This window comes from Achromobacter insolitus (genome assembly GCF_002209555.1).
Lineage (GTDB): Bacteria > Pseudomonadota > Gammaproteobacteria > Burkholderiales > Burkholderiaceae_B > Achromobacter > Achromobacter insolitus.
In genome coordinates this window covers 760332-784669 of record NZ_NJIF01000001.1, presented here as the reverse complement: position 1 = coordinate 784669, position 24338 = coordinate 760332, and the positions used below count along the sequence as shown (strand labels likewise).

Below are 24338 nucleotides of genomic sequence, written 5' to 3'. Positions count from 1 at the left end.
GGACGTTTCTTCATGAACATGCAGGCAACGCTCGCGTGGCCGTTCTTCGAGCCTCGCCACCAGACGCTGCTGCGGCAGGCCGACGCCTGGCTGGCGAGCATGCCTGCCGGGCCCGCCCCGCAGGGCCGGCCACAGATGGATGCGCAATGCCGGCGCCTGGTGGCCGGCATGGGCGAGGCCGGGTTGCTGGCCTATGCTGTGCCCGACCCGCGCGAGCCCGGCGCGGGCATCGACGCGCGAGCCATCTGCCTGCTGCGTGACCGGCTGGCGCAACATGGCGCGCTGTTCGATTTTGCGTTTGCCATGCAGGGCCTGGGCACGGCCGCCATTGCGCTGGACGGCACGGCCGCGCAGCGCGCGCGCTATCTGACGCCGGCCCGGGAAGGGCGGCACGTGGCGGCGTTTGCGCTGTCGGAGGCGCAGGCGGGTTCCGACGTGGGCGCGTTGTCGTGCGTCGCCAGGCGGGATGGCGACGCCTACGTCCTGGATGGCGAGAAAACCTGGATTTCCAACGGCGGCATCGCAGACCAGTACGTCGTCTTCGCGCGCGAGCCGGAGAGCGCCGGCACCAAGGGGATATCGGCCTTCATCGTGGATGCCGGTACGCCTGGCCTGCATATTTCGGAACGCATCGACGTCGTTTCCCCGCATCCCCTGGCCACATTGACGTTCAGCGCATGCCGCGTCGGAGGAGGTCAATTGCTGGGCGAGCCTGGGCAGGGATTCAAGCTCGCCATGCGCACGCTGGATATTTTCCGCACCTCGGTGGGCGCGGCGGCGCTGGGCTTTTCGCGCCGGGCGCTGCACGAGGCCACAGGGCACGCGCTGGCGCGCAAGATGTTCGGCAAGACGCTGGCCGATTTCCAGCTGACCCAGGCGAAGCTGAGCCAGATGGCGATCCAGACGGACGCGTCGGCGCTGCTGGTCTATCGCGCCGCATGGGCCCGTGACGCAGGACTCGGCTCGTCGCGCGACGCCGCCATGGCCAAGCTGGCCGCGACCGAACACGCGCAGCAGGTGGTGGACGCGGCGTTGCAGATGCATGGCGGGCTGGGCGTGCGCACAGGTCACATCATGGAGCAGTTGTACCGGGATGTGCGGGCGCTGCGCATCTACGAGGGCGCGACCGAAGTCCAGCATCTGATCATCGGACGCGATCTGCTGCGCGACGCGCGCGAACGGTCCGCGCCGCCGGCGTCCCTTTCAATCTCCCAAAGCCCGAACAGGGCGGCAATCAACCAGGAGCAGCCATGACTGGCCCTTTGTCCGGTGTGCGCGTCATCGACGCCAGCAATTTCGTTTTTGGACCGATGGCGACGCAGCTGCTTGCCGACATGGGCGCCGAGGTGATCAAGGTGGAGCCTCCACAGGGCGATCCGATGCGCATGGTCGGCAAATCGCGCAATGCCAGAATGGGGTCGTTCTTCCTGAACCTGAATCGCGGCAAGCGCAGCGTGGTCCTGGATCTGAAGCAGGCGGCGGACGTCGCGCGGCTGGATGAATTGCTGGCCACCGCCGACGTTTTCGTGCACAACATGCGGCCGGCGGCCGCCAGGCGCCTGGGCATCGACTATGACAGCCTGGCTTTGCGTCACCCGCGGCTGGTCTATGCCGTGGCGCTGGGCTTCCATCAGGATGGGCGGTATGCCGAACGCCCTGCCTATGACGATGTGATCCAGGGCATGAGCGGCGTGTCCGGCCTGCACGCAAGAATGTATGGCGAGCCGGGCTTCATTCCCATGCTGTTTACCGACAAGCTCTGCGGCGTTTACCTGGCGGGCGCCATTGCGTCGGCGCTGGTGGCGCGAGCCGCCACCGGCCAAGGGCAGCAGGTGGAGGTCCCCATGTTCGAAACCATGGCCTCGTTCAACCTGGTTGAACATCTGGCGGACAGCATGTTCGGCGGCGTCCAGGAGGCCGAGCCGCGTGGCTATGAACGGGTCTTCAGCCGTTATCACCGGCCTTTGAAGACACGCGAGGGCTATGTATGCCTGGTGGCCAACACCGATGCGCAATGGCAGCGCCTGTTTGCCTTGCTGGGCCGTCCCGAGCTGGCCGCCGACCCCCGGTTCGCGACCATGGGGGACCGCATTCGCCATGCCGAACCCTTGTACGAGGAAGTCAGCCGGAGCCTGCTGGAACGCGACGCGGCGCAATGGCTGGCGCTGTTTCTTGAGCATGACATCCCCGCCGGTCCGGCCAATGGCCTGGGCGACCTGCTGCGCGATCCGCATCTGGCGGACGTGGGCTTCTTCGAGACCGTCGAGCACCCGACGGAAGGGGAGCTGCTTTGCGCTGCCACGCCGTTCCGGTTTTCGGCGAGCCCCCGGGCACGCGCTGGCGTCGCGCCGGGACTGGGCGAGCACAACGCGGACCTGCTGCGCTAGGCGTCGGGCCCCGCGACGGCTCAGGCGGGAGGCTTGAGCCGGGACGGCACTTCGCCCACGTCGCTGCACACTGCCAGGACCTCGGCGGGCTTTTTGCTCATCGACAGGTAGACGTGGCCGATGCTGCTATCGAAGTAGGCGGTTTCCAGCTTGCCCAGCACGACGCTGTCGCCGTTCTCGAATTGGATACGGACCTTGCCGGACAGCACGACTGCGAATTCCTGGCCAGGGTGCCGGATGTAGTCCTCGAATTCGACGACCTTGCGAGAATCGATCAGCGCCAGCATGGGCGTCATTTTTTTGCCGGGGTACTCGCCCATGAGCAAGCGGTAATGGTAGTTCTCCGTGACGTAGTCGCGGGCGTCGCTGAGCTTGTTCTTGACGAAAGTGGGGGCGACGGCGGCCTGCGAGGCGTCTGGCAGCATGAACATGCGGGTCATGTCTATGCCGAGCGCGCGCGCCAGCGCGGCGAATTTCTCGTAGCTGAGGGCGATCTGCCCCAGCTCCGCTTTCGATAGCGTCGAAACCGCGATGCCGCTGGCGCGGGACAGCGCCTGCAAGGTCATTTTCCGCGCCTTGCGCTCGGCCCGCAGGCGAGCGCCCATTTCTTCCTTGCCCACGATCTCGGGTGGGGATGTAGTGCCGGGTAGGGGCATGTAGCGATCTGGCAGGTAGGGGGTGGTTGGGGGCAGGGCCCGCAAGCCCCGCTGCGTATGCCGGATTGTAAAGGCTGGCGGGGCTCAGGCTCCGGCCCGGTTGAGGACGCGGCCGGCATGCTGGCCAGTGAACGACTGGTCTTCCCAGACGGCCGCGCCGTTGACGTAGACCGAATGGATGCCCGCGGCGCGCTCGGTGGGATGCTCGAACGTGGCCGAGTCCGCCACCGTGGCCGGGTCGAAGACCACCAGGTCGGCGTAGTAGCCGGGCTGCACCTGGCCCCGTTCGGCCAGGCCGAATTTGGCGGCGGTCAGGCCGGTCATTTTCCAGACCGCGGTCTCCAATGGGAACAGGCCCAGGTCGCGCGAGTAGTGGCCCAGCACCCGGGGAAACGTTCCCCACAGGCGAGGGTGGGGGCGCTCGTCGTGGGGCAGGCCATCGGACCCGATCATGGTGGGGCCGAACGCCAGGATGCGCTGCACGTCGGGCTCGTCCATCATGAAGTAGATGGCGCCGGCGGGCTGCAGTTCGGGCACCACGTCGTACTTGGACTTGCCTCGCTCGGCGGCGATTTCTTCCAGGTCGCGTCCGCTCAGTTCGGGATAGGGCTTGCACCAGGTGATAAGCGTGCGGCCGGCAAGCAGGACGCGGTCCTGCTTGAGCATGGTGGAGCCCGCCACGTAGGGATAGGCGTCCAGCGATACGTCCTGGCTGGCCATGGCCGCCTCGATCAAGGCCAGCGTTTCCTTGGAGCGCCCGAAATTGGGCTTGCCCATGACCTTGTGGTGCGAGATAACGACCGGCACGTCCAGTTCGCGGCCGATGCGGAAGGTCTCCTCCAGCGCCTGGACGATATGTTCGCCCTCATCGCGCATATGGGTGGCGTAGACGCCGCCATGCGTGTTCAGGGGGCGGCAGACTTCGATGATTTCCTCGGTGCTGGCATGGGCGGCGGGCGGATAGAAGGCGCCTGTGGAAATGCCGATGGCGCCACTGGCCAGCGCATCGTCGGCCAGCGCCTGCATGGCCTGGATTTCATCGGCCGTGGCTTCGCGCCGCAAGTCGGGCATGACGGCGGCGCGCAGGGTGGAATGGCCCACCATGCAGGCGGCGTTGACGGCAGGCGGCGCGGCGCGCAGGGCTTCGAGGTAGTCCGAGAAGCGTGCAAAGCGGAACGAGCCGCCTTCATCCAGCAGATCCAGCGGCGCGGGCGGATTGGCGTGCGCCAGCGGGGCGAGACTGATACCGCAGTTGCCCGTGACCACGGTGGTGACGCCCTGCGAGATCTTGGGCGTCATGTCGCGGTGTTTCAGCAGGTAGTTGTCGTCATGCGTGTGCGAGTCGATGAAGCCCGGAGACACCACTTTTCCCGCCACGTCGATGCGCCGGCGGGCGCTGCTGGCGCTCAGGTCGCCGACGGCGGCAATCCGATCGCCCCGCACGCCCACGTCGGCGAGCCGGCCTGGCGCGTTCGTGCCGTCGATGACGGTGCCGCCGGAAAGTATGTAGTCGAACGGGGTGGCGTCGGGCTGGGACATGCGGTTCTCCGGCTAAATGGGGGTGGCGAAATGACAGGCGACCTGTTGCTCGGGGGCGATCTGGCGAGGCTGAGGTGTTTCTTCCGCGCAGCGTGGCTGCGCCATCGGGCAGCGGGTGCGGAAAGCGCAGCCCGAGGGGGGCGACAAGGGGCTGGGAATTTCCCCCTTCAGCACTTCCACGGGCTTGCGCTCGCCTTGGCGGGCGGAAGGCACGGCGGCCAACAGGGCGCGGGTATAGGGGTGGGCGGGGCGTTCAAAGATGGCATCGCGCGTGCCGGTCTCGACGATCTTGCCCAGGTACATCACGGCGACGCGGTGGCTGATGTGGCGCACCACGCTCAGGTCATGCGAAATGAAGACATAGGTCAGTCCCAGATCGCGCTGCAGATCCATCAACAAATTGATGACCTGTGCCTGTACCGACACATCCAGCGCCGACACCGGTTCATCGCAGACGATCAGGCCCGGGTCCAGCGCCAGCGCGCGGGCGATCACGATGCGCTGGCGCTGCCCGCCCGAAAACTCGTGGGGGTAGCGGTCGGCGGCGTCCGGGCGCAGGCTGACGCGGGCCAGCAACTGCGTGACGCGGTCGCGGATCGCGGCGCGGCCGTGGCCAAAGGCGCGCAGGGGCTCGCCGATGATGTCGCGCACCCGCATGCGCGGGTTCATCGAGGAAAACGGATCCTGGAAGATGAACTGCATGCGTTGGCGCATGGCGCGCAGTTCGCCGCTGTTCATCGCGGCCAGGTCGCGTCCTTCCAGAAGGATACGGCCCTCGGTAGGGTCCGTCAGGCGGATCAGGCATTTGCCTGTGGTGGACTTGCCGCAACCTGACTCGCCGACCAGGCTCAGCGTCTGGCCGCGCGGCACCGACAAGGACACGCCGTCGACCGCGCGCAATACCTTGGCGCCGTTGCCGCTGTCCACGGGGTAGTGCTTCTTCAGGCCGATGACTTCCAGCATGGGCGGGGCCTCGGCGGCGGTCGCCGGAACGGCGCTCGAAAGGGGGATGTCGTGCAGATTCATGGCGGGCCTCAGGCGGTCAGTGCGGCGGACGCGGGGGCGGCCTCGCGGGCCCAGCACCAGACGCGGTGGCGATTGCCGGCGTCGGCTGCGCTGGGCGCCTGCTCGGCGCAGCGCGGCTGCGCTTCCGGGCAGCGCGCCGCGAAGGCGCAGCCGCGCGACTGCGGCGTCATGACCGGCACGATGCCGGGCAATTCGGCCAGCCGCGCCGTGTGGTCCTGGCCTTCGGCGAAATCCGGCAGCGAACGGATCAACGCCTGGGTATAGGGATGTTGGGCGCGGTCCAGGATGTCATCCACGCTGCCTTCTTCGACCTTGCGTCCGGCGTACATCACGATGACGCGTTGGCACATCTGTGCCACCACGCCCAGGTCGTGGGTGATGAGCACGATGGACGTGCCCAGCCGTTGCTGGATTTCGCGCAACAGGTGCAGGATCTGCGCCTGGATGGTGACGTCCAGCGCGGTGGTCGGCTCGTCGGCGATCAGGACCTTGGGCTGGCAGGCCAGCGCCATGGCGATCATGGCGCGTTGACGCATGCCGCCGGACAGCTGATAGGGATACTCGCGCACGCGGCGCGCCGGATCGGAGATCTGCACCAGCTCCAGCAGCGACTCAGCCTGCGCCATGGCCGCGCGCCGCGACATGCCCTGGTGCAGCATGAGCGATTCGCAGATCTGCCGGCCGACCGTGAACACGGGGTTCAACGAGGTCATGGGCTCCTGGAAGATCATCGAAATCTGGTTGCCGCGGATCGAGCGCATGGACTTCTCGGGCAGCGCCAGCAGATCCTGGCCGTCGAATTCGATGTTGCCGCCGGCCACGCGTCCGGGGGCGCGCAGGAGGCGCATGATGGACAGGGACGTGACGCTCTTGCCGCAGCCGGATTCGCCGACCAGGCCCAGCGTTTCGCCGGGCATCAGGTCAAAGGACAGGCGGTCCACGGCGACCACGGTGGTTTCGTCGCCGTCGAAACAGGTGGTGAGGTCGCGCACGCGCAAGACGGGTTGGGTTTGCATGTGTGCTCCTACAGCTTCTTGGCCAGGCGGGGATCGAGCATGTCGCGCAACCCGTCGCCCACCAGATTGACGGCCAGGACGGCCACGCCCAGGAACAGGCCCGGATACAGGATGATGTGGAAAGCCACGGCGACGAAGTTGCGGCCTTCGGCCATGATGTTGCCCCAGCTGGGGATCTGGGGCGGAATGCCCACGCCCAGGAAGCTGAGCACCGCTTCGGTCAGGATGGCGGATGCCGCGATGAAGGTGGCTTGCACCATCAGCGGGGCGAACAGGTTGGGCAGGATGTGGCGCAGCAGTATGGCGGGCACGCGCGTGCCGCAGGAGACCGCCGCCTCGATGTACGGTTGTTCGCGTATCGTCAGCACCAGCGCCCGCACCAGGCGCACCACGCGCGGTACTTCCGGAATGACGATGGCGATGATCACGGTACCCAGGCCGCCCTTCAGGGTGGCCATCAGCGCAATGGCCAGCAAAACGCCCGGAATGGCCATGAGGCCGTCCATGATGCGCATGATGAAGGCGTCGATGCGGCGGAAGTAGCCCGCCGCCATGCCCAGCGCCACGCCGGCGACGGTGGATACCACCGCCACGACGATGCCGACCACAAGCGAGACGCGGGCGCCCCAGATGGTGCGTGAATAGACATCGCGGCCCAGCGCATCGGTGCCGAAGTAGTGTTCCGATGAGGGCGGCTTCATGCGCGCCAGCGGATTGATGTCTTGCGGGTCGACGGTGGCCAGCCACGGGGCGGCCAGCGCAATCGCGGCCAGCGCCAGCAGGATGACGCCGCCCAGGTACAGCATGGGATGGCGGCGCAGGGACCGCAGCAGGCGCCGGTGGCGCGGACGCCGCGCGGGCAGGGACAGGGTAGTGGTAGTCATGCGTTGCCCCGTTCAATAGCGGATGCGCGGATCGAAGAGCCGGTAGCTCAGGTCGACCAGCAGGTTGATCAGTACATAGATGCCCGAGGCCACCAGCAACACGCCCTGGATCACGGGATAGTCGTGCCGCAGCACGGCGTCGATGGTCAGCCGGCCGAGGCCGGGTATGGCGAACACGGTTTCCGTGACCACGACGCCGCCGATCAGCAGGGCCACGCCCACGCCGATCGTGGTGACGATGGGATTGGCGGCATTCTTCAGCGCATGCCAGACGATGGGCCCCGCTGCCAGGCCCTTGGCGCGGGCGGTGCGGATGTAGTCCTCGGACAAGGCTTCCAGCATGGTGGCGCGCGTCATGCGTGTCAGCAGCGCCATGTAAACGAGGCCCAGGGACAGGCAGGGCAGCACCAGATGGCGCAGATAGGGCGCCACGCCGTCCGCCAGCGGCTTGTAGCCTTGCACCGGCAGCCAGCCCAGTTTGATGGAAAATCCGTAGACGAGGCTGTAGCCGATCAGGAACACCGGCACCGAAAACGCGCAGACCGCGCCGATCATGACCAGCCGGTCCAGCCAGCGTCCAGCGTGCCAGGCCGCCAGCACGCCCAGCGGAATCGCCGCGATCACCGCGAAGAGCATGGTGAAGATGGCAATGGACAGCGTCGGCCCCATGCGCTGGCCGATCAGTTGCGAGACAGGCATCTGCGTAGAGATCGAGGTACCCAGATCGCCCGTGGCGATATGGCTGACCCAGATCCCGAACTGCTGCAGCAGCGGTTTGTCCAGGCCCAGGTTCTGGCGGATCTTCTCCACGTCGTCTGCGGTGGCGTTGTCGCCCGCGATCACGGCTGCGGGATCACCTGGCGACAGGTGGATCAGCAGGAACACCACGACCGCGACCACGGCCATGACAGGAATGACGGCCGCGATGCGGCGCAGTATGTATTTCACGCTGTTTTCCCCCGGCTTGCGGCCGGGCGCAAGCGGCGCCCGGCACGTGCCTTACTGCTTCTCGATGTTCCACATCACCGGGATGCCGGTCTTCAGCAGCTCGGTATGCGCGAGGCCGCGGAACGCGGACACGGGCTTGAATTCGCCCCACATGACATAAGGCACGGTCTGGTAGGCGCGCGCCTGCATCTGCGCGGCGATGTCCTTGCGCTTGGCTGCGTCGGTCTCGCGGATCCAGCTGGTGCGCAATGCATCGAGCTCTTTGTCGCAGGGCCAGCCCGGCAGGCTGTTGCCGCAGGCGGCGGACATCCAGGGGTTGGTCACCGGCGTGCTGGCGTCGTAATAGCCGCCCCAGGTGAGGAACACGTTCCAGCCGCCTTGCGCGGGAGGATCCTTCTTCAGGCGGCGTCCAGCCAGCGAAGCCCAGTCCATGGACTGCAGGTCGACGTTGATACCGGCCTTTTTCATGTTCTGCGTCAGTACCATGACGGCGGGTGCGCTCAGGTGGTCCGTGGGATACAGGACCACAACCTTCTCGCCCTTGTATCCGGCTTCCTGCAGCAGCTGCTTGGCGCGCGCCGGATCGGTCTTGGCATAGGGTGCGGCGCCGGCGTCGCTGGCCAGGGGCGAACCGCAGACAAAGAGGCTGGGGCAATAGTCCACGCGGTATTTTTCCGGGTAGCCCATGGCCGACAGCATTTCTTTCTGGTTGACCAGGTGGTACAGCGCCTGGCGGGCGAGCGGGTTGTCGAACGGCGGATGCAGCGAATTGAGGATGACCATGCCCTGCGTCGCCACCGACGTGTTCAGGGTGATGTCCTTGTTGCTTTCCAGTACAGGCAGGAAGTCCGGCGTGGTCTGTTCGATCATGTCGACTTCGCCGTTCATCAGGGCAGCGGTGGCCGTGTTGCCATCCGGGATGTAGACCCATTCGACGCGGTCAACCTTGACGTTCTTGCCGCCTGCCAGGCCATCCGCGGGCTCGGCGCGCGGCACGTAGGCCGGGTTCTTCACATAGACGACCTTGTTGCCGGGCACCCATTCGTCGCGCTTGAACAGGAAGGGGCCCGAGCCGACCATCTCGGTGACCTGGGTGTTCGGATCCGTCATGGCCAGGCGCTTGGGCATGATGAAGGGCGGCATGCCCGAAGGCTTGGACAAGGCATCCAGCACCAGGCCGAAAGGTTCCTTGAGCGTGAGCGTGAAGCTGTTGTCGCCCGTAACCGCGAATTCGGCGCCCGCGGCCATCAAAGCCTGGCCCAGGGTGTCCTTTTTGGCCCAGCGCTGGATCGACGCCACGCAGTCCTCGGCCTTGACCGGCGTGCCGTCGTTGAATTTCAGGCCGGGACGCAGCGTGAAACTCCAGCTCTTGCCGTCTTCCGAGGCGGTCCAGCTGTCCACCATCTGCGGCTTGACCTGGCCGCGGCTATCCTGCGAGAACAGGGTGTCGAACACCATGTAGCCGTGGTTGCGCGTGATGTAGGCCGTGTTGAAGAGCGGGTCGAGCGTCTTGAGGTCCGCATGCGGAACCAGGCGCAGGGTCTTGGTCTGCGCGAACGCGCCCGTGGCGGCCCCCATGGCCAGCAGGGCGGCTGCGCCCAGCAAACTGAAACGTCTGATCATTGTTATCCCCTAGGTTGTTCCCGTGTCCATGCCGGGCGGCGATGGATGGCGCCTCAGGCCGTGAATGGCCACTTCGGCAATTTGCGCTTGGTGTAAGGCAGCGCGTTGTAGTTTTGCGTGATGGCGCCCGGCGTTTCCACATAGATGACGTGGCGGCCGACCTTCGAGTACGAGGCGTAGAAATGCTGCGACGACTTCACGATGATGAGTTTCATGGCCTGCAGGTCCACGCCGAACTGTGTGAACAGGTCGGTGCCCATGGCCTGGGTCCGGTTGGTGGTCAGCGCGATGGTCACGCCCTGGCTGCGCACGACCGCCACGTCGCCCAGCAGCGCTGGCGTGCCGGCCAGCCCGGTCATGATGGCGTCGCGCTTGAGCGCCACGATCTCGCAGTCCAGGTCCAGCGGCTGGCCGGATACGGGCGCTACCTTGCCGCCGATGCGCAGCTGGATGCGCGCGCCTTCGCCGGCCTCGAAACACAGCTGCACGGCCACCGGGTCCCAGAACGGACCAGTCGCCACATCGGTGATGCCGCGCGCCAGCACGCGCTCCAGGATGAAAGTGGCGTCGCTGGGCGCGCCGCCGCCCGCGTTATCGGCGGAGTCGGCCAGGACCACGGGGAAGTCGTTCAGTGCCAGCGCCTGGTCCAGCGCTTCGTCGGCGCCGGGGTAGGGCGGCGCCAACCGGTCGCGAAAACCGATGATCTCTTCGCCCAGCGCGCGCGCCAGGGCATCGGCCTGCGCCTGGTCGCCATCCGTGTAGACCAGCACCTTGGAACCCATGTCGGGCGTGTCGCCCCAGGGGAAGCCATGTGCAATGGATACGGACAGCACGCCTTCCTTGCCTTCCATGGCAAGCAGGCGGTCCACGAAGCCGCGCATCGGTTCGCGGCTGGTGTGCATGATGGAGATCATCTCGCAGTCGTACACGGCGCGCGCGGGCTTGATGCGGCCTTCGGCGCGCGCTACGCACAGATCCACCAGGTCGTAGGCGCGTTCCAGGATGTCGGTGTGTGGATATTCCTTGAAGCAGACCAGGAAGTCGGCGCTTTCCATCATGTCGGCCGTCATGTGGCAATGCGGGTCCAGCTCGGCGCCGATCACGGCGTCGGGACCAACGATCTCGCGCGCCCGGCGCAGCAGATCGCCTTCGCAATCGTCATAGCCGTCTGCCACCATGGCGCCGTGCAGGCCGAACAACGCGATGTCGACCTTGCCCGCGCGCTTCAGGTCTCCCAGCAGTTCGTCGCGCAGGGTCTCATAGGCGTGGCGCGTGGTGATGCCGGCCGGCGTGGCGCCCGCGGTCAGGCCTTCGATCAGGGTCCAGTTCTTGCCTTGCGCGCGCTGGCGCGCCGCCCACAGCGGCCCGGAGAACATCTGCATGCGGTCCGGGTGCTGGCCCGCGGGATAGTAGCCACGCGCCCGATAGGCGGACAGCCCGGTCGGGATGGGAGAGAAGGTGTTCGTCTCGGTCGCCAGGGACCCGGAAAAAATTTTCATGCTGCCGCTCCGCGTAAAGATGTGCACAGGGGGCGCAGGCGTTGCCGCGAGCGCGAGGGAAAGGCCGCACCGCCTGGCGCCGGGGCCTGGCGATGTCAAGCGATCGAACAAGCCCGCGGCGCGGGCTCAGGCTTCGGACACAGGGCCGGGCGTGAAGCCGCCGTGGCCCGCCGCCGCGCCCAGCCAGGCCTGCACTTCGATTTCCACGTCCACGTCCAAGGCGAGCTTGGCCTCGACCGTCGAACGAGAGGGGAAGTCAGACGAAAAATGGCTGCGGTAGGCGTCGTTGAATTGCGCGAACAGCGCCAGGTCCGACAGCCATACCGTCACGCGCACGACGTCCTTGAGCGTGGCGCCCGTCAGGGCCAGCGTTTCCTTGATGCGCTCGATAGCGGCATGGGTCTGGACGGTGATGTCGCCGCGCACGACCTGGCCGTTGGCGTCCATCGGAATCTGGCCCGACAGGAACAGGAAGCCGCCGGCCTGGGTGGCGCGGGAGAACGGCAGGGGAAGAGGGCTGGGGTAGCGGACGATGGAAGTCATGATGGGCTCTCGGGAGGCAAGGGGAGGGGTCAGCGCAGGCGCGCGGGACGCACGGCTTCGGCGTCCACGCCGTGCGCATGCAGATGGGCGGGCACCGGTTGGCGCGTGAGCAGGGCAGCAGCCAGTTCGGAGGTCGCCGCGGCCGTCTGGATACCATAGCCGCCTTGCGCCGCCAGCCAGAAGAAAGCGGGCGCATCGGCGTCCCACCCGACGACGAAATCGCCGTCGCGCACAAAGGAGCGCAGGCCGGCCCACGTGTGCTTGGGACGGCGGATGGTGAGCGAGGTGGCGGTTTCGATGCGGTAAATGCCGGTAGCGACGTCCAGCTCCTCCGGCACCACGTCGTGGGCCGCGACTGGATCGGCATTGGCCGGCGAGCCCAGCAACTGCCCCGCGTCGGGCTTGAAGTAAAAGCTCTCGTCGACTCCCACCACTGCCGGCCAATGTGAAAAGTCCATGTCCTGCGGGCCGGAGAAGGTGAAAGCGGTGCGCCGGCAAGGCTGCAGGCCGACGGGCGACGCGCCGCACAGGGCCGCGGTATGGTCCGCCCAGGCGCCGGCCGCATTGACCAGCGCGCGCGCTCGAAGGCTGCGGCCGTCGGCCAGGGTCAGCGTCCAGGCGTCGCCAGCGTGCGCGGCCGACACGACTTCCGCATTGTTGTGCAGCACCGCGCCTTGGCGGACCATGCCGCGCAGAAAGCCCTGGTGCAAGGCGTGCACGTCAATGTCGCGAGCGTCCGGTTCTTCGATGGCGCCGCAGATCTGGTCGCCGCGCAGGCAGGGCACACGCTCGACGGCCTGTTCGGCGTCGATCAGCGCCACATTGGGCGATTGGCTGCGGAAGTCGTCATAGACCTCGCGCAGCAGGTCCTGCTGTTCGGGCGTGGCGATGTACAGCACGCCGCGCGGGCTGAGCAGCGGATGCTCGCTGAAGCCTTGCGGCGGATTTTCGTAGAAGGCGCGGCTGGCGCGGGTAAGCGCCTTGATCTGGGCCGTGCCGTAGGTTTCCATGAACATGGCGGCGGAGCGGCCAGTGGAGTGGTAGCCCGGCTGGGCTTCGCGTTCCAACACGGCGACCGTGGCCGTGGCGCTCAGGCGGTAGGCCACGGAAGCGCCGGCGATACCGGCGCCGATCACGGCGTAATCGAATAGGGGTTCTGCTGTCATTTTGTCGGAAGCGAGAATTCTCTTATTTGATAATTCTCGAATACGATAGTTTTTTGACGGCAGACAAGTAATAGGGGAAAGCCCCGATGGAGGAACTCCGGGGCTTGGGGGATCAGGTCAGGCGCGTGCCGTTGGGAACCTGGTCATCCGGCACCGCAAGCACGATGCCGCCGGCTTCGTCCGCGAAACCCAGCACCAGCACTTCGGACTTCACCGGCCCGATCTGGCGCGGAGGAAAATTCACCACCGCCATGACGCGCTTGCCGGCCAGCTCTGGCAGCGCGTAGCGCGCGGTGATCTGCGCAGAACTTTTTCGAATGCCCACGCCGGAGCCGAAATCTATCGTCAGTTTGTAGGCGGGCTTGCGGGCCTCGGGAAAGGCCTGTGCCGACAGGATCGTGCCGACGCGGATGTCGACCTTGAGAAAATCGTCAAAGCCGATGTCGGCGCTGGCCGGGGTGTTCGGGTCTTGGGTGTAATGCACGCGGGCTCCTTGAATTGGGATAGCGCTTGTTGTGTACGGAGCAGATTAGCTTCATGGGCAGAACAGTTTGTTCCGCACGATGAGGGGTTTTTTTAGCTCTGGTACGTATTCGGAACAATCGCCGCTCGTTAGAATTCCTCATGCATTTTCCTCTATCTACTCGTCGGAAGGCCAAATCGTCATGAGCAACGCATATCTGGACGCCCTCAAGCAGCGTCGCACGCAGTATTCGCTGGGCCGCAACCTGTCGATCTCCAAGGAGGAACTGACCTCCCTGATCCAGGACGCGATCAAGCACAGCCCCTCGTCGTTCAACTCGCAAAGTTCGCGCGCCGTGATCCTGTTCGGCGCCGAGAGCGAGAAGCTCTGGAACATCGCAATCGAAGAAGTGCGCAAGGTCGCGCCGGCCGAGAGCTTTGCCCAGACCGAAGCCAAGCTCAAGAGCTTCGCCGCGGGCGTGGGCACCGTGCTGTTCTACGAAGACCAGGGCGTGGTGCAGGGTCTGCAGGAAAAATTTGCGCTGTACGCGGACAACTTCCCGGTCTGGTCCGAGCAAGCGGGCGGCATGGCTCAGTTGTCGGTCTGGAGCACCCTGGCCAGCGCCGGCGTGGGCGCCAGCCTGCAGCACTACAACCCGCTGATCGACGCCTCCGTCGCCCGCGAATGGAACGTTCCGGCTTATTGGAAGCTGCGTGCGCAGATGCCGTTCGGCTCCAACGAGAACGGCTTCGGCGAGAAGGCGTTCATGGACGACGCCGAGCGCTTCCGCGTGGTCGGCTGAGTTCTCGGGGCGCCTTGCGCGTCCCGGTCCGAGCTTTTCCGAAAGCCCGCAAATCCCTGGGAATCGCGGGCTTTTTTTGTGTCCGGCTCCTGATGGACTTCAATCCGTCTTCCAGCCCCATTTCTTGAAGATCGCCCGTCCTTCCGCTGCGGTCAGGAAGTCGACAAAGGCTTGCGCCTGCGCATTGCCCTTGCCTTTTTTGGTGACGACGGCGCCCGCGTCGCGATAGATGCGGTACGGCTCTTCCACCTCGACCACGCTGGCGAGCCCGGGGTTGGACACCTGCCAGATGTTCCAGATCAGCCAGGCGTCTATGGTCTTGTCCTCGGTCCATTGGGTGCGCGCCTGCGCGCTGTTGCCGGCCTCCGGCAGCACGAGGTTGGCGCGGAAGGCGCGCACGGTTTCGATGTCGCCAAGACGGCCGGCCACGTCTTCCCACAGTCCCGTCTGGCCCGCGCCGGACACGGCCATGACCTTGATGCCGGGCTGGAGCAGGTCCTTGAAGCCCTTGATGGCCTTGGGATTGCCGGGCCGCACCAGGATAGCCGAGGGCCGCAGGTACAGCGTGCGGGCCTCGCGCAGCTCGAACACGCCCGGCAGCGCCGAGGCGAAGCCGCTCATCATGTTTTCGGCGCCGCTGTAGATCACGTCGGCGTCCTGTTTGGCCTGGTCGGCCCAGGCCGGCGTCGGGCCCGCGGTGACGCTGACGTCAATGCCGTGCAGCTTGCCGAATGCAGCGGCCGCTTCCTTCATCGCGGGCGCGGGACCGCCGGGGCCGTATACGTTCAGGCTCGGAGCGGCCCAGGCGTTGCCGGCGGCGGTGCAAGCCAGGGCAATGCCGCAGGCAAACGATCTGATCGACTTCATATCAAGACTTCCATTTCTGCGCTGACCGACGCCGGGCGTCCGGCGTGTTCGGCTGGTTGATACGCGGTGCGCCGCGTGATCTCTTGCGCGGCTTGCCACTGAGTAGACGAGCAGGGGAAGGGGAATATTCCAGCGGACCTGCAATCCGCGCCGCGGTGCAAAGGGATGAACTCCGTTTTCAGTCTGTTAAAAAGTCGCGTGCATAGTGCAGCCTTGCTGCCGCTTCGCGCTGGACGACGACACCGTCTTCAGGCATCGAGACAACGCGAGGCGCATCCTCAAAGGGAAACGTCACATGAAATCTGGAATCTCCGCGGGCCGCCTGTTGTGCTTGGCGAGCCTATACGCGCTTGCCGCGCCCGCCTACGCGATCGATTGCGCCAAAGCCGCCACCGCCGTGGAAAAGCTGATCTGCTCGGACCGCAAGACCGTGGCGGCGGACGCCGAGTTGAACCGGGCTTACGCCGCGATACTGAAACAGGCCCCCGACGGCGATATCCGCGCCATGCTGGCGCACAGCCAGAAGCGCTGGATTGTGGCGCGCGACGGCGCGCTGATGAACCTGATCGAGGATCCGGGTTCGGTTCCCGCCGGCAAGACGGTTGCAGGCGTTGCTCGCGATTTGATCCAAAGCCGTACGGCGCAACTCAAGGAAACACACAAGGGCGCCGCGCTGCCCGACATGATCGGCAGCGCCGTTCGCCAGCAGCAGTTCCAGGCGCAATTCACCGGCGGCGCCTACGCCGGCTACTCGACTTCATGCGACATCTTGCCGGGCGAACATGCCTACTACGGTTGCTTCGCGACGCGCCACTACCAGAACCATGACCGCATCTGCTCGGTCGACGAGTACTGGGCTTCGGGCGGCGTTTATACCAAGCGTTATGTCGCCAACATCGTGCACGGCAAACCGCAGTTGGCTGCGTCCTGCTCGTTCAGCAACTCGGACGAGGCATGCTCCGATACGGCAGGCGAGACAAAATGGAACATGAAGCCGCAAAAGCCGGACTTTTCCTATCCCTCCCAGCCGCTGCCCAAGATCGATGGAGAGATCGTGGGCGATGACGACTATGAGTGGGCCCGAGCCTGCCTGACGGGCGCGTCCTACCCCGCCAACTGACGCCGGTGAGTTGATCGCGCCTGCGCGATCAGGCCGGTGTCGCGACGGTTTGCGCGTATTGCGTGCAGTTCCCGGTGTATTGGCAATACTTGCAGTATTTTGAGGGTTATGTATTTAGTTGTAAGCCAGCGAAGACCTCTCGGCTGTTCGCTGGCAGACTAGAGCAGTACGCGTTTGCCTAGGGAAAACCCGTAGGAGACGTTGCCCGGAGGATATTTTTCGGGCCGGATCGGCGGCAAGATTTTGAAACCCACTGGAGGGCCGCGCGTTCAAAACGTCCATCCCGCGAACGTAGAATCCCGCTTTTCATCAGTGCCATCCGGCTGACAGGAACGAACCATGAAGAAAACCATCCTCCTTGCGTCCGTATGCGCCGCGCTGCTGCAAGCTTGCGCTCCGACTTCCTCTCCCCGCGAAGGATCGTCCTCCATGCCCACTACCGCCACCACGCCCGCCAGCCCTGAAGTGAGCCTGCCCGCCTACTACTGGCGCCTGGCTTCCGCCACCGATGCGGCGGGCAAGCCGATCGCCGCGCTGCAGGCCGGCGTCGAACACCAACTGCGCCTGTCGTTCACGCAGGACGCGCTGAATATCCGCGGCGGCTGCAACGCGCAGTTCGGCGGCTACACCTACACGAATGGCGTGCTGCGCGTGGCGAACCTCGCGTCGACCATGAAAGCCTGCGACCAAAGCCTGATGCGCCTGGACGCCGAAATCGGCCAGCGCATGAAGGGCGAACTGCGTGCCACGCTCAGCGGACAAGCATCCGAACCCGGGCTGGAACTGGTCGCGCAGGACGGCAGCGTGCTGAAGTTCGTCGGCGAACCGACGCCCGAGACCCTGTACGGCAGCGCCGGCGAAATCATGTTCCTGGAAGTCGCCGCGAAGAAGACCGAGTGCAGCCACCCGCTGATTCCCAACTATCAGTGCCTGATGGTGCGCGAGCGCCGCTACAACGACGCTGGCGTGCAGCAGCCCACCCAGGACAAGTGGCATCCGCTGTATCAGTCCATCGAAGGCTTCCAGCACCAGGACGGCGTGCGCACCGTGCTGCGCGTGAAGCGCTACGACTGGAAGAATCCGCCCGCGGATGCGCCCAAGCAGGTGTATGTGCTGGATATGGTGGTGGAGCAGGACGCGTCGCGCAAGTAGACTGCGCGCCGCAGTTTGCTGCAGGCCTCCCTCCCAATAAACGCGCCCTCGGGCGCGTTTTTTTCGTGCGGGTTGCTCTGGCGGGCCGGTGCGGCAGGAGTTTGACATTCATCACTTCACGGGTCGCGCCCGGATGGGAAAATTGCTACTGACGGTCACCCCCATCCGTGGGAACTACACGCAGCCATGAATACCTACCCCTTGCTGCTCATCCTGCACCTGCTCGCCGCCTTTCTTTTCGTCGGCACCGTCACCTTCGAGGTGCTGTTCCTGGAGCCCGTGCATAAACGTCTGCCACCCGAGGTGCGCCATGCGCTGGGCAGCCAGTTGGCGCCGCGGGTGCGAGCGGTGCTGCCGTGGTCGGTGGTGGTGTTGTACCTGGCCGGTCTGGGACTGGCCTGGCAGTACCGCAGCGCGCTTGCGGATCCATTCGCCTCGTCTTTTGGCATCCTGCTGTTGCTGAAGATCGCGCTGGCCTTGAGCGTGCTGGTTCATGTCGCCACGGCGTTGACCTTGGCGCGGCGCCAGCGTCTGACCGGCGCCCTGAGCCGGCGCATGCATGTCAGCGTGTTCTGCCACATGGCGTTCATCGTGGTGCTGGCCAAGGCAATGTTCCACGTGTCTTGGTGAGCGCGCCTGCGGCCGGGGTTGCGCGGCAGCGCGGCTAGGCCGGCAAGGCTAGCGGCTCGCGCGTTCCGTAGCCTTCTTCCCCATACACCAGCGCCGGTAGCGGAGAACGGCCCTGGCCGCTTGTTTCCCACAGTTCCGCGACCCATTCCATCGCCGTATCGACGATGACGTCCTGAACGTTGAAACCAGCTTCGTCCGACGCGAACAGCGGCACCTGGGGCTCGATGCCGTCTTCTGTGTGGCGCACGTCGAACAGGTAGCGGTGGTTTTCGATGGCCTTGTTGAGCACGAACAGGTCCGGGCCTTCCAGGCTGGCCACCACGGAGAACGTGCCTTCGCCGTCCTGGTCGGGAAACACCACGAAGTGGATTTCGCGCGCCTTGGGCGGCAGCGCGGCGATCAAGGCCGTCAACGTGGCGCCGGCCGCGGCGCCGTGGGCACGCAGGATGCGCAGCAGTTCGGTTGCGTATTCGGATTGGGTCATGGATAGGTCCGATAGGCGATCAGGATTCGGCGGATTATCTGTCATTTTCCCGAGCCGGACTTAGCGTGCCAGCCGCAGGCATTCCATGAAATACGCCGCATGTTCGGAGGCCAGCGCGGCATCGCGCCACACCATGCCGGTAATGCCCCGGCTGCGCATCGCCAGCGGCAATACCTTGATCATGTGCTGCTTGGCGAAATGTCGCGCCAGCCGCTCCGAGATCGGCAGCACCAGGTCGGATCCGTCCAGCAGCGCCAGGTTGACCAGCACCGACGACGATTCCACCTGATGCCAGGGCGCGGGCTGGCCGGCCAGCGCCAGTTCGTAATCGATGCGGATCCGCATCGGTGTTGAAGCGCCGGGCGCGATCCAGGGATATTCCTGCACATCTTGCCATGTCACCTTGCGCTTGTGCGCGAGCGGATGCGCCGTGCCCACGGCCAGGCAAATGGGTTCGCCGTACAGCTCTTCGTAGTGCAGGTTGCGGGGCAGCGAATGCTGTTCCAGGCGGCCGACCAACACATCGAATGTGCCTTCCTGCACCAGCGGGAGCAGATGGTCCAGGGTGTTTTCGGCAAGCCGCAGCAGTACGCGAGGATAGCGTTCGCGAAAGCGTTGGATGCTGGGCGGCAGCAGCACTGGCGCGATATTGGGCGTGACGCCCACCGCCAGCGTTCCGGTGGCGCCACGGGCAAGTTGCGCCATGGTGTCCTGGGCCCGTCCCAGCTTGCCCAGGATCTCGCGCGCGTGGGTGCGCAGTTCCAGCCCGTAGGGCGTGGGCTCGATGCCTCGCGCGTGGCGGTCGAACAGCGTCAGGCCGATGTCTTCTTCCAGGTCTTTCAGCCACTTGGACAGCGCGGGCTGCGTGATATTCAGCTCCGACGCAACCTGGCTCAGATTGCGGGTGTCGCACAGGCGCACCAGGATGGCCAGGTGGCGCAGGCGGATGCGATGAGTCCAGTCCATGCAGACGTCCCTCAGACATAAATTCAGGGTTATGGCTCGGTAATATTAATTCATTATCAATTTATGTCTCGCCTAACCATAATGGCCACAAAACAGAGTCCAGCCGGTGCAAAGCCGGCGGCGAGGAGACACGATGCAGCCGAATTTCCTGCTATTCATCACGGATCAGCAGCGCGCGGATCATCTGGGCAGTTATGGCAACGCCATGCTGCGCACGCCGGCGCTGGATGCACTGGCGGAGCAGGGGTGGTCGGCGGACCGTTTCTACGTGGCGTCGCCCATCTGCATGCCCAATCGCGCCACCTTGATGACCGGCCGCATGCCCTCGGTGCACGGCGTGCGCCACAACGGTATCCCCTTGTCGCAGCGCGCGACCACCTTTGTCGACCGCTTGCGCGGCGCGGGCTACGCGACGGCGCTGATCGGCAAGTCACATCTGCAGAATATGACGGGCAAGCCGGCGGTCTGGCCGCCCGCCGGCGACGGCGCGCGGGGCGAGGCGTGGGTTGCCGAGCCCGGCAACTATGACCAGGAATGGGGACCGCTCTGGCGCACGGACCCCGCCCATGACCTGGACACCCCGTTTTATGGTTTCGAGCGCGTGGCGCTCGCGGTTGACCATGGCGACCAGGTCTGGGGCCATTACGAACGCTGGCTGGCGCGAGAGCACCCGGAAGCGCGGCGCCTGTGGGGCCCTGAACATGCCATGCCAGCGCCCGGCTATGTGCTGACCGAGCATCACCAGGCCTGGCGCACCCGTGTGCCGGAAGAATGCTCCACCACGGCATACATAGGCGACCAGACCATTGCGCAATTGCGCGAGCATGCCGCGGGTGGCAAGCCATTTTTCATCCAGTGTTCGTTTCCCGATCCGCACCACCCCTTCACGCCGCATGGCAAGTACTGGGATATGTACCGCCCGGAGGACGTCATGCTGCCGGAGTCCTTTCATGCCTGCGTCTCTACCGGGCGCCAGATACCGCCCCATGTGGCCTGGCTGCATCGGCAGCGGGACGAAGGCAAGGCCGTCAAGCATACGCCCGCCATCTTCGCCTGCACCGAGCGCGAGGCGCGCGAAGCCATCGCGCTGAACTATGGTTCCATCAGCCATATCGACGCCACCATCGGCCGGGTCATGCAGGCATTGCGCCAGACCGGGTTGGACGACAACACCGTCGTCATCTTCACCAGCGACCACGGCGACTACTTCGGCGACCATCAATTGCTGCTCAAAGGGCCGGTCCACTACCAAAGCCTGATCCGCACGCCATTCATCTGGCGGGATCCGCAGGCCGCGCCTGCCGCCGCGCGCAGCCAGGCGTTGTGTTCGACCGCCGATATCGCCGCGACAGTGCTGGCGCGCGCTGGCTTGCCTGCCTACAACGGCATACAGGGCGCGTCCTTGCTGCCGCTCATGTCCGGCGAGGCGGAGCGCGTGCGCGATGCGGTTTTGATCGAGGAAGAGGGGCAACGCACCATGTTCGGCTTCCCTGGCCGCACCCGCATGCGCACGCTGCAAACGCCGCGCCACCGGCTCAGCGTCTATGCCGATGCCGCCTGGGGCGAACTCTATGACCTGCGTGAAGACCCGCACGAGCTGCGCAATCTGTGGGACGACCCCGCGGCCGGCTCGCTGCGCGCTGAACTGCTGCTGGAACTGTCGCGCAGCATGATCCGCCACGCCGAGAGCAGTCCGCATCCTTCGGCGATCGCCTGACCACTCGCAGAGACGCTGGCCTACCGGCCAGCCCATCCAGGAGAAAAGCATGATCAAGTCCTTGCTGTTCTGTGCGGCGCTGCTCGTGGCCGGAACCTCATCCGCCATCGCTTCGGATTACCCCTCGCGCCCGGTCCGCCTCATCGTCAACTTTCCGCCCGCGGGTCCACTGGACCTTGAAGCGCGTGCCATCGCGCAGCATGCGGGCAAGCTCCTGGGCCAGACGGTCGTCGTTGAAAACCGCTCTGGCGCGTCCGGCAACATCGGCGCGCAATCGGTAGCGCAAGCTGCACCCGATGGCTACACGCTGTTGATGACGCTGGACACGCTGATGACCGTCAACCCCTACATCTTCAAGGGACTGGACAAGGACGTCACGCAGAGGCTGGAACCGCTGAGCCTGGCGGGATCCTTCGGCCTTGCGTTGGCGGTGCGCCCTGAGCTCGGTATCAATACGCTGGATGACTTCCTGCGGTATGCCAAGACAAATCGCATCACCTATGCTTCGGCCGGCTATGGCAGCCCGGGCAATCTTGCCTTCGAGAAACTCAGGCTCGCGGCGGGCATGGAAGTCGCGCATGTGCCTTATCGCGGTAACGCGCCGGCTGTGAATGCCTTGCTGGGCGACCAGATTCAGGCCGCATTCCTGGCCACCCCCGGCGTTCTGCCGCATGTGCGTGCGGGAAAGCTGAAAGCGCTGGCGGTGTCGGGCAAGGAACGCGATGCCGACCTGCCCGAGGTGCCTACCGCCGCGCAGTCCGGCGTGGCGGCGCTGAAGAACTACGACGTGTCCTTCGCCTTCCTGGTGATGGCGCCCAAGGGCACCCCCAAGGAGATCGCGGACGTCTGGGACAAGACGCTGGCCAAGGTGTACGCCATGCCGGAGTTCCAGCAGAGCATGGCCGGGCTGGGCATGCGCGGGCCCTTCGCGGGCAAGGCGCAGGCGCAGGAATGGGTCGACAGGGAGGCGAAAGGCTGGAAAGAAGTGATCGAGAAGGCGGGGATACGCGGCGAGTAGGGGGTAACACAGGCGTCAGCCAGGTCTGCTAGACTGCCTCTACTCTTTGGGGAGTAGCCTCTTTGCGGTCCGGCCAGTTGCGCCCTGTTCCGTAAAGGCTTGCGTCAACATTCTTGGCTTTTGCAGCCATGGCGCAGGCGGCATTCAAGCTTGGCGAGACCACGGATTTTTCGCGCGACGCCGGGCGGCGCGGAAGGTCCGTGCGGTTCGCGCCCGGCAGGATCCTTCCTCAAATGAATGCCATCGCCATCATCGTTCTCGCGTTCGCCATGTCCACGGACGCCTTCGCCGCAGCCATCAGCAAAGGCGCCGCGCTGCACAAACCCAGATTCCCGGAAGCCTTGCGCATAGGGCTGATCTTCGGCGTGATCGAAGCCATCACGCCAGTGATAGGCTGGGGACTGGGCTCCGTCGCCGCCAAGTACGTGGTCGCCTGGGATCATTGGATCGCGTTTGCAATGCTCTGTGTCCTGGGGCTGCTGATGATACGCAACGGCTTCAAGGAAGAGGACGAAGACGCCGCGCCCGTCACCCGTCATTCATTCTGGTTGTTGGCCGCCACGGGCTTTGCCACCAGCATCGATGCGATGGCCGTGGGCGTGGGGCTGGCGTTCGTGGACGTGAACATCGTGGTGGCTGCCGCCGCGATCGGCCTGGCCACCACCTTGATGGTGACAATAGGCGTGATGCTGGGCCGGGTGCTGGGCAGCGTTGCCGGCAAGCGAGCCGAAATACTGGGCGGAATGGCATTGATGGGCATAGGCGCGGCGATCCTTTATGAGCATCTGAACGCCGCGGCTGCCTGATGCTCCCTGCGCAGGGCGGCCGCTGGTCTTGCGGCGCTACCCCTGTGCGCACCCGATCAGCTCGGAACGCGCGACGTCGAAGTTCCGGCACTCGGATTTCAGCCATTCGGAAAAGATCCGGGTGCGCCGCTCATCAGGCCGGCGCGACAGCAGCACGTAGCGCGCCGGCGCGGGCGCGTGCTTGCCGAACACGTCTACCAGCCGGCCGCTACGGATTTCGTCGTAGACCATCGCGCTGCGGCCGATCGCCACGCCCTGATGATTCAGCGCGGCGCCGATGGCAAGGCTGGCCAGGTTGAATTGCGGCCCGTCCAGGTGACGCAGCCAGCCGGGTTGATGCGCTTGCAGCCAGGTGCGCCATTCGATGAATTCCGCGGCGCCTACCCACGGCGTCGCGTCGTGGAGGAACTCGACGCCGTCGAGTGATTGGCCGGTGCGAAACGCGGGGTGCGCGGCCAGGTATTCGGGCGTGGCGACCACCAGCAAGTATTCGTCCAGCAGGGCATCCGCTTGCAGATGGCTGTAGCGCGCTGGGTCGTAGCGGATGGCGAGGTCTATGTCTTCTTCGTCCATCAGCTTGCGGTCCAACGGTTGGAACTCCGCCTTCAACCGCACCGACACGTCCGGCTGCAAGCGATGGAATTCCGTCAGGCGCGGCATCAGCCATTGCAGCGCGAACGACGGCAGGCAATTGACCTGCAGCGCGGAAGTGGGCAAGCCCAGCCGCTCGATTTCGTGTTGGATATCGCCCAGCGCGCGGTTGACCGTTGCGAACAGCGACTCGCCCTTGGGCGTGAATTTCAAGCCGCGCTGCCGGCGCACAAACAGCAGGTAGCCCAGGCGGTCTTCCAGCTGCCGGATCTGCTGGCTCACCGCGCTTTGCGTGAGGTTCATGGCCGCCGCCGCCCTGGTGAAGCTGAGATGGCGGCCGGCCATGTCAAAACAGCGCAGGGCGCCCAGCAGCGTGGAGTCGAAATGGACTGGCATAAGTCAGGCTAATGGCTGAATTAGAAATGATCGCTATTC

General features: G+C 65.4%; 24 protein-coding genes and 1 riboswitch. Of the genes, 9 read left to right on the top strand and 15 right to left on the bottom strand.

The genetic code is table 11. The features are described from left to right. Positions 1 to 12: 12 nt before the first annotated feature. Both CEY08_RS03485 and CEY08_RS03480 read left to right on the top strand, forming a co-directional pair. The gene (locus tag CEY08_RS03485; protein WP_076815955.1) at positions 13 to 1254 is read left to right on the top strand and encodes an acyl-CoA dehydrogenase family protein; all 1242 of its coding nucleotides are present in this window, start codon (positions 13 to 15) and stop codon (positions 1252 to 1254) included. Continuing rightward, the gene (locus CEY08_RS03480; RefSeq protein ID WP_042796686.1) at positions 1251 to 2387 is read left to right on the top strand and encodes a CaiB/BaiF CoA transferase family protein; all 1137 of its coding nucleotides are present in this window, start codon (positions 1251 to 1253) and stop codon (positions 2385 to 2387) included. The genes CEY08_RS03485 and CEY08_RS03480 overlap by 4 nt, the downstream gene beginning before the upstream one ends. Positions 2388 to 2407: 20 nt before the next feature. Here the strand turns inward: CEY08_RS03480 and CEY08_RS03475 are convergent, their stop codons facing one another. From CEY08_RS03475 to CEY08_RS03425, 11 genes are all read right to left on the bottom strand, one after another. Further along, positions 2408 to 3043 (bottom strand): helix-turn-helix domain-containing protein, encoded by a 636-nt coding sequence (locus CEY08_RS03475; RefSeq protein ID WP_042796687.1) that lies wholly within the window; start codon positions 3041 to 3043, stop codon positions 2408 to 2410. An 84-nt stretch (positions 3044 to 3127) separates the two neighbouring features. Beyond that, positions 3128 to 4582: an N-acyl-D-amino-acid deacylase family protein gene (locus CEY08_RS03470; RefSeq protein WP_063642119.1), complete on the bottom strand. Its 1455-nt coding sequence runs from the start codon at positions 4580 to 4582 to the stop codon at positions 3128 to 3130. Between the two features lie 12 nt (positions 4583 to 4594). After that, positions 4595 to 5608, bottom strand: a complete 1014-nt coding sequence (locus CEY08_RS03465) for an ABC transporter ATP-binding protein (protein ID WP_076815953.1) — start codon at positions 5606 to 5608, stop codon at positions 4595 to 4597. Between the two features lie 8 nt (positions 5609 to 5616). Continuing rightward, a complete protein-coding gene (locus CEY08_RS03460) occupies positions 5617 to 6624 on the bottom strand; it encodes an ABC transporter ATP-binding protein (RefSeq protein WP_063642117.1) in 1008 nt (335 codons plus the stop codon). An 8-nt stretch (positions 6625 to 6632) separates the two neighbouring features. Then, on the bottom strand, positions 6633 to 7508 hold the full coding sequence (locus CEY08_RS03455) for an ABC transporter permease (protein ID WP_076815951.1): 876 nt from the start codon (positions 7506 to 7508) through the stop codon (positions 6633 to 6635). Between the two features lie 12 nt (positions 7509 to 7520). Beyond that, positions 7521 to 8456, bottom strand: a complete 936-nt coding sequence (locus tag CEY08_RS03450; RefSeq protein ID WP_042796689.1) for an ABC transporter permease — start codon at positions 8454 to 8456, stop codon at positions 7521 to 7523. Between the two features lie 51 nt (positions 8457 to 8507). After that, a complete protein-coding gene (locus CEY08_RS03445; protein ID WP_076815949.1) occupies positions 8508 to 10079 on the bottom strand; it encodes an ABC transporter substrate-binding protein in 1572 nt (523 codons plus the stop codon). Between the two features lie 53 nt (positions 10080 to 10132). Next, positions 10133 to 11578 (bottom strand): M81 family metallopeptidase, encoded by a 1446-nt coding sequence (locus tag CEY08_RS03440; protein WP_076815947.1) that lies wholly within the window; start codon positions 11576 to 11578, stop codon positions 10133 to 10135. Between the two features lie 126 nt (positions 11579 to 11704). Next, complete coding sequence (locus CEY08_RS03435; protein WP_042796691.1) at positions 11705 to 12121, bottom strand: RidA family protein; 417 nt, start codon at positions 12119 to 12121, stop codon at positions 11705 to 11707. A gap of 29 nt (positions 12122 to 12150) precedes the next feature. Continuing rightward, the gene (locus CEY08_RS03430; protein WP_042796692.1) at positions 12151 to 13287 is read right to left on the bottom strand and encodes an NAD(P)/FAD-dependent oxidoreductase; all 1137 of its coding nucleotides are present in this window, start codon (positions 13285 to 13287) and stop codon (positions 12151 to 12153) included. Between the two features lie 112 nt (positions 13288 to 13399). Beyond that, on the bottom strand, positions 13400 to 13771 hold the full coding sequence (locus tag CEY08_RS03425) for a tRNA-binding protein (RefSeq protein ID WP_042796694.1): 372 nt from the start codon (positions 13769 to 13771) through the stop codon (positions 13400 to 13402). A gap of 181 nt (positions 13772 to 13952) precedes the next feature. Between CEY08_RS03425 and CEY08_RS03420 the strand changes: the two genes are divergently transcribed. Then, a complete protein-coding gene (locus CEY08_RS03420; RefSeq protein WP_012478218.1) occupies positions 13953 to 14552 on the top strand; it encodes a nitroreductase family protein in 600 nt (199 codons plus the stop codon). A 99-nt stretch (positions 14553 to 14651) separates the two neighbouring features. Here CEY08_RS03420 and CEY08_RS03415 read toward each other — a convergent pair whose 3' ends face one another. Then, complete coding sequence (locus CEY08_RS03415) at positions 14652 to 15419, bottom strand: substrate-binding domain-containing protein (RefSeq protein ID WP_076815945.1); 768 nt, start codon at positions 15417 to 15419, stop codon at positions 14652 to 14654. A 295-nt stretch (positions 15420 to 15714) separates the two neighbouring features. Between CEY08_RS03415 and CEY08_RS03410 the strand changes: the two genes are divergently transcribed. The 3 genes from CEY08_RS03410 (at position 15715) to CEY08_RS03400 (ending at position 18321) form a co-directional block, all read left to right on the top strand. Then, the gene (locus CEY08_RS03410) at positions 15715 to 16539 is read left to right on the top strand and encodes a lysozyme inhibitor LprI family protein (RefSeq protein WP_063642112.1); all 825 of its coding nucleotides are present in this window, start codon (positions 15715 to 15717) and stop codon (positions 16537 to 16539) included. A gap of 429 nt (positions 16540 to 16968) precedes the next feature. Further along, positions 16969 to 17691, top strand: coding sequence for an META and DUF4377 domain-containing protein (locus CEY08_RS03405; RefSeq protein WP_076815942.1), 723 nt, complete (start codon positions 16969 to 16971; stop codon positions 17689 to 17691). A 186-nt stretch (positions 17692 to 17877) separates the two neighbouring features. Continuing rightward, a complete protein-coding gene (locus tag CEY08_RS03400; RefSeq protein WP_063642110.1) occupies positions 17878 to 18321 on the top strand; it encodes a CopD family copper resistance protein in 444 nt (147 codons plus the stop codon). 34 nt (positions 18322 to 18355) lie between these two features. Here the strand turns inward: CEY08_RS03400 and CEY08_RS03395 are convergent, their stop codons facing one another. Together CEY08_RS03395 and CEY08_RS03390 are read right to left on the bottom strand one after the other, a co-directional pair. Further along, positions 18356 to 18805 carry a DUF6389 family protein gene (locus CEY08_RS03395; RefSeq protein ID WP_063642109.1) on the bottom strand — a complete coding sequence of 150 codons (450 nt, stop codon included), beginning with the start codon at positions 18803 to 18805 and terminating at the stop codon, positions 18356 to 18358. A 60-nt stretch (positions 18806 to 18865) separates the two neighbouring features. After that, the gene (locus tag CEY08_RS03390; RefSeq protein WP_042796699.1) at positions 18866 to 19771 is read right to left on the bottom strand and encodes a LysR family transcriptional regulator; all 906 of its coding nucleotides are present in this window, start codon (positions 19769 to 19771) and stop codon (positions 18866 to 18868) included. 133 nt (positions 19772 to 19904) lie between these two features. On the opposite strand from CEY08_RS03390, the gene CEY08_RS03385 reads away from it, so the two are divergent. The 3 genes from CEY08_RS03385 (at position 19905) to mntP (ending at position 23312) form a co-directional block, all read left to right on the top strand. Beyond that, positions 19905 to 21488, top strand: a complete 1584-nt coding sequence (locus tag CEY08_RS03385) for a sulfatase family protein (protein ID WP_063642108.1) — start codon at positions 19905 to 19907, stop codon at positions 21486 to 21488. 49 nt (positions 21489 to 21537) lie between these two features. Then, positions 21538 to 22506, top strand: a complete 969-nt coding sequence (locus tag CEY08_RS03380) for a Bug family tripartite tricarboxylate transporter substrate binding protein (protein WP_063642107.1) — start codon at positions 21538 to 21540, stop codon at positions 22504 to 22506. Positions 22507 to 22542: 36 nt separating this feature from the next. Continuing rightward, positions 22543 to 22733: riboswitch (yybP-ykoY riboswitch) on the top strand. Between the two features lie 6 nt (positions 22734 to 22739). Beyond that, the gene (gene mntP, locus CEY08_RS03375) at positions 22740 to 23312 is read left to right on the top strand and encodes a manganese efflux pump MntP (protein ID WP_076817968.1); all 573 of its coding nucleotides are present in this window, start codon (positions 22740 to 22742) and stop codon (positions 23310 to 23312) included. A 36-nt stretch (positions 23313 to 23348) separates the two neighbouring features. Here mntP and CEY08_RS03370 read toward each other — a convergent pair whose 3' ends face one another. Further along, positions 23349 to 24299, bottom strand: a complete 951-nt coding sequence (locus CEY08_RS03370; RefSeq protein WP_063642106.1) for a LysR substrate-binding domain-containing protein — start codon at positions 24297 to 24299, stop codon at positions 23349 to 23351. Between the last annotated feature and the right edge of the window lie 39 nt (positions 24300 to 24338).